The sequence below is a fragment of the Companilactobacillus zhongbaensis genome (assembly GCF_003946515.1).
GTDB lineage: Bacteria > Bacillota > Bacilli > Lactobacillales > Lactobacillaceae > Companilactobacillus > Companilactobacillus zhongbaensis.
The window spans coordinates 24600-30599 of sequence record NZ_RHOM01000026.1; the positions used below are offsets into that span (position 1 = coordinate 24600).

A 6000-nucleotide genomic window follows, 5' to 3' on the forward strand; every position below is an offset into this window, starting at 1 on the left:
GTTTGGGTGGAATAGATGGTACTTATTTCTGCTCCGTTCCTAGGATCTTGATTTAGGTTTCTATCTGTTCCATTTTGGATAGTGTTCTTAGGTTCTATGTTATTCAGTTACATATGATGAAATTAAGGCTCTTTCTGTTGTTACAGGAGAGCTTTTTTTGTTTTGTATACAAATGATGGAAAGAATGTATTTTTGAAGACAGGGGGTAATATTTGAACTTGGGGGGGATGTTTTTCTCCTATGATTTATTACATTAATATAATGAAAGAATGGGTTTATGCTTTTTTGTGAATGTATGCGCTTTTTCGGATTTTGGTCCTTAATTTCCAAACGATGGTTCGAACCAGAAGTTACAAGAAAATTAGAAAGTTACCAATAAACCATTAAAAATATAACCTCCCGAATAAAAATGAACCCACCAACCCCAAAAAAATTATGAGCGCAAAATGTGCAGTATATCACTATCCAGGCGGAGGGGTGGAGGGAATTCGCCGTCAGCTGTGAAATTCTTCTTAGCGACGAAGGAGCTTAGAAGAAGACTCGTATTTGAGATGTCCGAGGTGGGCTTCCTCGGATAGCTCAAATCGACGTCCACAGCGTTCCACGGCGATATTCCCGGAACCCCTCCGCCGGCAGTGAACCCCCTCTCAAAATCTTTTAACTACCGAATATTAAAAATTTTTTTAATCTTATTTCAGAAAACTGTTTCATTGTTTCCTCAGTAGTTGTACAATTTAATACAATCACGAAACAAAAATGGGATTGGTATGCGCATTGTTCGTATTACCTCCCGAGTGGTTACTAACAAATATGACCAAAAGCAACTAGGTATATTTTTTTTGCCTAAATTAGCTTTTGGAAGGTCAGTTTATAGACGAAAGGGGCGGAATAATGAAGCGTTACTTGGTATTAGAAGATGGCAATATTTATCCAGGACAAGCTTTCGGTGCAAAGACGGCCGCAGTGGGCGAGCTCGTTTTTAGTACTGGAATGTCCGGCTATCAAGAATCAATAACAGATCAGTCATATAATGGCGAGATCTTGATGTTTACTTTCCCACTAATAGGTAATTACGGCATTAACCGTGATGACTATGAATCAATTACTCCAACTTGCAAAGGTGTAGTAGTACATGAACTGGCCCGACGAGCAAATAACTGGAGAATGGACTTATCACTGGACGAATACTTAACGGAGAATGGCATTCCTGGAATCCAGGGAGTGGATACTCGAGCCGTTACCCGACACATTCGTGCTAAAGGTGCCTTGAAAGCAACTCTTGTTGATGAGGTAACTGAGAACACAGTGAAATATCTCCAGAACGCAGAACTTCCTACTAATCAAATAGCACAAAGTACTACACCAAGTGCATATCCTGTTCCAACACATGGTAGAAAAGTCGTTTTGATCGATTATGGTCTAAAACACTCTATTTTAAGAGAATTGTCAGACAGAGACTGCAATTTAATGGTCTTGCCAGCTGATGCTACGGCTGAACAAGTTCTTGCCCAAGATCCTGATGGGGTCATGCTAACTAACGGACCTGGTAATCCTAAGAGCGTTCCTGCTACTTTAGAGATGATCAGAGAAGTTGAAAAACTTGTTCCTTTATTTGGAATTTGTATGGGTCACCAATTATTTGCCCTCGCTAATGGCGCTGATACTTACAAAATGAAATTCGGACACCGTGGTTTCAACCATCCTGTTCGAGACTTAACTACTGGTCGAATTGATTTTACATCTCAAAATCATGGGTACGCTGTTGATCGTGATTCACTTGATGCAACTCAATTAGAAGTAACTCATGAAGAAATCAACGATAAAACTGTTGAAGGATTGAGACATAAGATCTATCCGGCCTTTTCTGTGCAATATCACCCGGATGCTGCTCCTGGTCCACACGATGCCGACTATTTATTCGACAGATTTATGAAGTTGATCGATGAAAATAAAGCGAAGGGGACAATCACAAATGCCGAAAAGAACTGATATTTCAAAGATTATGGTGATCGGTTCTGGTCCAATTATTATTGGTCAAGCTGCTGAATTTGATTATTCCGGTACACAAGCTTGTTTAGCTTTAAAGGAATTAGGTTACCAAGTAGTTTTGGTCAACTCAAACCCAGCTACGATCATGACTGATACCGAAATTGCCGACAAAGTTTATATCGAACCAATTACTTATCAATTTGTTTCTAAGATTTTACGTAAAGAAAGACCTGATGCAATTCTTCCTACCTTAGGTGGTCAACAAGGTTTGAACATGGCTAAGGAATTAGATGACTCAGGTATCTTAAAAGAATTAGACATCGAACTATTAGGTACGAAGATGACTGCGATCGATCAAGCCGAAGATCGTGAGAAGTTCCGTTCATTGATGAATGAGATCAACGAACCAGTTCCTCAATCAGCCATCGTTCACGAAGAAGAAGAAGGAGTTTCAGCTGCCAATGCGATCGGTTATCCGATCATCGTTCGTCCAGCTTTCACCATGGGTGGAACTGGTGGTGGTATCGCCAACAACGAAAAAGAACTCCGTGAGATCCTCCAAAATGGACTCAGTCTTTCGCCAGTAACGCAATGTATGCTGGAACAAAGTATCGCTGGATACAAAGAGATCGAGTTTGAAGTTATGCGTGACGCTGCTGACAATGCCATGGTAGTCTGCAATATGGAAAACTTTGATCCCGTTGGTATCCATACCGGTGACTCGATCGTTTATGCTCCAGTTCAAACGTTATCTGACCGTGAAGTGCAAATGTTACGTGATGTTTCCTTGAAGATCATCCGTGCTTTGAAGATCGAAGGTGGCTGTAATGTTCAATTAGCCTTGGATCCTAACAGCTTCAAGTATTTCGTTATCGAAGTTAACCCTCGTGTCAGTCGTTCTAGTGCCTTAGCTTCAAAAGCAACTGGTTATCCAATTGCCAAAGTTGCTGCCAAGATCGCCGTTGGTCAAAATCTCGATGAGATCATCAACCCAGTCACAGGTACAACTTACGCCGAATTCGAGCCAGCCTTAGACTACGTAGTCTGCAAGATCCCTCGTTGGCCATTTGACAAATTCACTCATGCCGATCGTACTTTAGGTACGCAAATGAAGGCAACTGGTGAAGTTATGGCTATCGGTAGAAACATTGAAGAAGCTACCCTCAAAGCAGTTCGTTCACTCGAAATTGGTTTGATCTCACTAGATAAACCAGAATTGCATGAATTAACTGATGAAGAATTAGATCACGGACTCGTGGTCGCTCAAGATGATCGGCTTTTTTATCTAGCTGAAGCCATCCGTCGTGGCTACAAGATTGAAAAGATCGCCGATATGACTAAGATCAACTTGTTCTACTTGGATAAGTTGTTGCACATCGTTGAGATCGAACGCGAGCTCCGCGACAATCCGCAAGACTTAGATGTCTTGTTGTACGCTAAAAAGAACGGTTTTGCCGACAAATCGATTGCCAAGATCTGGGATGTTGACATCGACTCCGTGCAAAAATTACGTGAAGACAACGGCATCACGCCAGTCTATAAGATGGTCGATACTTGTGCCGGTGAGTTTGCTTCACAAACTCCTTATTTCTACAGTACTTATGAATTCGAAAACGAAAGTGTCGTTGACAAGAAGCCTTCGATCTTAGTAATCGGTTCTGGTCCTATCCGGATCGGTCAAGGTGTCGAATTTGACTACGCTACTGTCCATTCCGTTAAGGCTATTCAAAAAGCCGGCTACGAAGCTATCGTTATGAACAGTAACCCTGAAACGGTTTCGACTGATTTTTCAATTTCTGACAAATTGTACTTTGAACCTTTGACTTTGGAAGATGTTCTAAACGTCATCGAGCTTGAAAAGCCTGAAGGTGTCATCTTGCAATTTGGTGGTCAAACAGCCGTTAACTTGGCTGAACCTTTGTTGAAACACAACGTCAAAGTTCTAGGAACTTCCGTTGAAGACATCAACAGAGCCGAAGACCGTGATGAGTTTGAAAAAGTTATTGTGGCCAATGGTATCGCACATCCAACTGGTGACACTGCTAGTGATGAAGCAACTGCTGTTAAGATTGCCGACAAAGTTGGCTATCCAGTCTTAGTTCGTCCTAGTTACGTTCTCGGTGGTCGTGCGATGGAGATCATCAACAAGAAAGAGGAACTAAACTACTACATGCACAATGCGGTCAAAGTTTCTCACGATCATCCTGTTTTGATCGACCACTACTTAGTCGGTAAGGAATGTGAAGTTGACGCTATTTGTGACGGTAAAGACGTCTTGATCCCTGGTATCATGGAACACGTTGAACGTGCCGGTGTTCACTCAGGTGACTCAATGTCAGTTTACCCAGTCCAAACATTGTCCAAACACGTCCAAGAACAAATTGTCGACTACACTGAAAAACTCGCTCACGACTTGAAATGTCTAGGGATGATGAACATCCAATTCGTTGTCCAAGATGATCAAGCATACGTGATCGAAGTTAACCCTAGAGCTTCAAGAACAGTTCCTTTCTTGAGTAAAGTTACTGATATCCCAATGGCACAGATCGCTACCAAAGTAATCCTCGGTCAAAGCTTGAAAGACCAAGGATACAAGAATGGTGTTGCTCCAGTAGGTAAGTTGATCCACGTCAAAGCTCCAGTCTTCAGTTTCTCGAAACTAGCTGACGTAGATAGCTTGCTTGGACCAGAAATGAAGTCAACTGGTGAAGTCATGGGAACGGACACAACTTATGAAAAAGCGTTGTACAAAGCATTTGAGGGAACGAAGACTCACGTTCCGTCAGCTGGTAAGGTTATTTTCAGCGTCAAAGACCCAGACCTCGAAGAAGCTAGTCACTTAGCCGAAAGATTCGTTGAATTAGGCTATGAGATCTTAGCTGAAAACAATACTGGTAAGTTCTTCCAAGAAAAAGGTATTGAAGTGGAAGGATTCGACGACTCATTTGATGCCATGATGGAAATGATCGGCAGCAAAGAAGTACAAGTAGTCGTTAACACGATCGACGAAGAAGAATCTGGCCAAACTGATGGTAAAGTGATGCGTGGTGTAACCACTGAACACTCTGTGCCATTATTCACAGCATTAGATACTGTCGATGCAATATTAAAAGTTTTGGAAGCACAATCTTACTATATTCATAGCATCTAAACATTGAATTAATAACTTTTATAAACAAAATTATAGACCGACTCGATTATACGAGCCGGCCTATTTTTTTGCCCAAAAACCTAATTTTTTTAGTGAAATTTATATCGATTATATTTGGCGATTTGTTGCCGTATACGTTAATAATACTAAAAATATCTTTTGAAATATGAGATGGGTTGTTTTTTAATCATGCTATATTTTAATCGTATTCCGTAGAAGGTTAGTTAGATAACTTTATTCGGAAGCAAATCGAACCTACGAAAACTTAATACCGGGAGGATTTTCTACCATGAAAAAAAATATTAAATATGCCGGAATTGCAGCTGCCACGTTATTGATGGTGGCACCACTTGCGGCACCCGTATTTAGTACAACCTCTACTGCTAAAGCAGCAGATGATTCAACTACAACTGACACTTCAAAATTGGATGATGCAACGCAAGCAGCATTGACACGAGTGCTAGGAACTTTACAATCAAGTACAACTTATTCAGGAAAATTAGACTTTAGTGATGTTAAAGCTGTTTATGGTCAAACGGACCTAACTGCATTACCAACAACTACAACTTCTTCAGATACACCTTCTGCAACGACAGAAGGAACCGATGGAACAGGTGATACTGCAGCCGCTCCAACTGAAACACCAAAAGCAACTTCAATTTTTGGGCTTGCAAGTATTGCTAAGGCCGCAACTTCTACGCCACTTGCAGGTGATCCTACAACACTGGATAAAGCCGTCACATTTGGAGTTCAAGGTGTTAAAGATGGAACGGTATTAACAAATGCATCAGATTTTGGTGTGTATATTGGTAATGCTGCAAAATCAAGTATCACATTAAGAGTTACTGCATATCTCAAAG

The 6000-nt window shown here is 41.0% G+C and carries 3 protein-coding genes; all 3 read left to right on the plus strand.

Features of this window, described 5'->3' with window-relative positions; genetic code table 11:
* The first annotated feature begins 891 nt into the window (after window positions 1–891).
* A complete protein-coding gene (locus tag EKM69_RS09665; RefSeq protein WP_125710537.1) occupies window positions 892–1989 on the plus strand; it encodes a carbamoyl phosphate synthase small subunit in 1098 nt (365 codons plus the stop codon).
* The gene (carB, locus tag EKM69_RS09670) at window positions 1973–5140 is read left to right on the plus strand and encodes a carbamoyl-phosphate synthase large subunit (protein ID WP_125710539.1); all 3168 of its coding nucleotides are present in this window, start codon (window positions 1973–1975) and stop codon (window positions 5138–5140) included. The genes EKM69_RS09665 and carB overlap by 17 nt, the downstream gene beginning before the upstream one ends.
* Window positions 5141–5429: 289 nt before the next feature.
* Window positions 5430–6000 (plus strand): hypothetical protein (locus EKM69_RS09675; protein WP_164505919.1); only part of this gene is annotated, 571 nt, incomplete at its 3' end.

Bases quoted from the DNA above. Each gene is read 5' to 3' on its own strand.
- EKM69_RS09665 (WP_125710537.1), top strand. From the start codon at position 892: ATGAAGCGTTACTTGGTATTAGAAGATGGCAATATTTATCCAGGACAA.
- carB (WP_125710539.1), top strand. From the start codon at position 1,973: ATGCCGAAAAGAACTGATATTTCAAAGATTATGGTGATCGGTTCTGGT.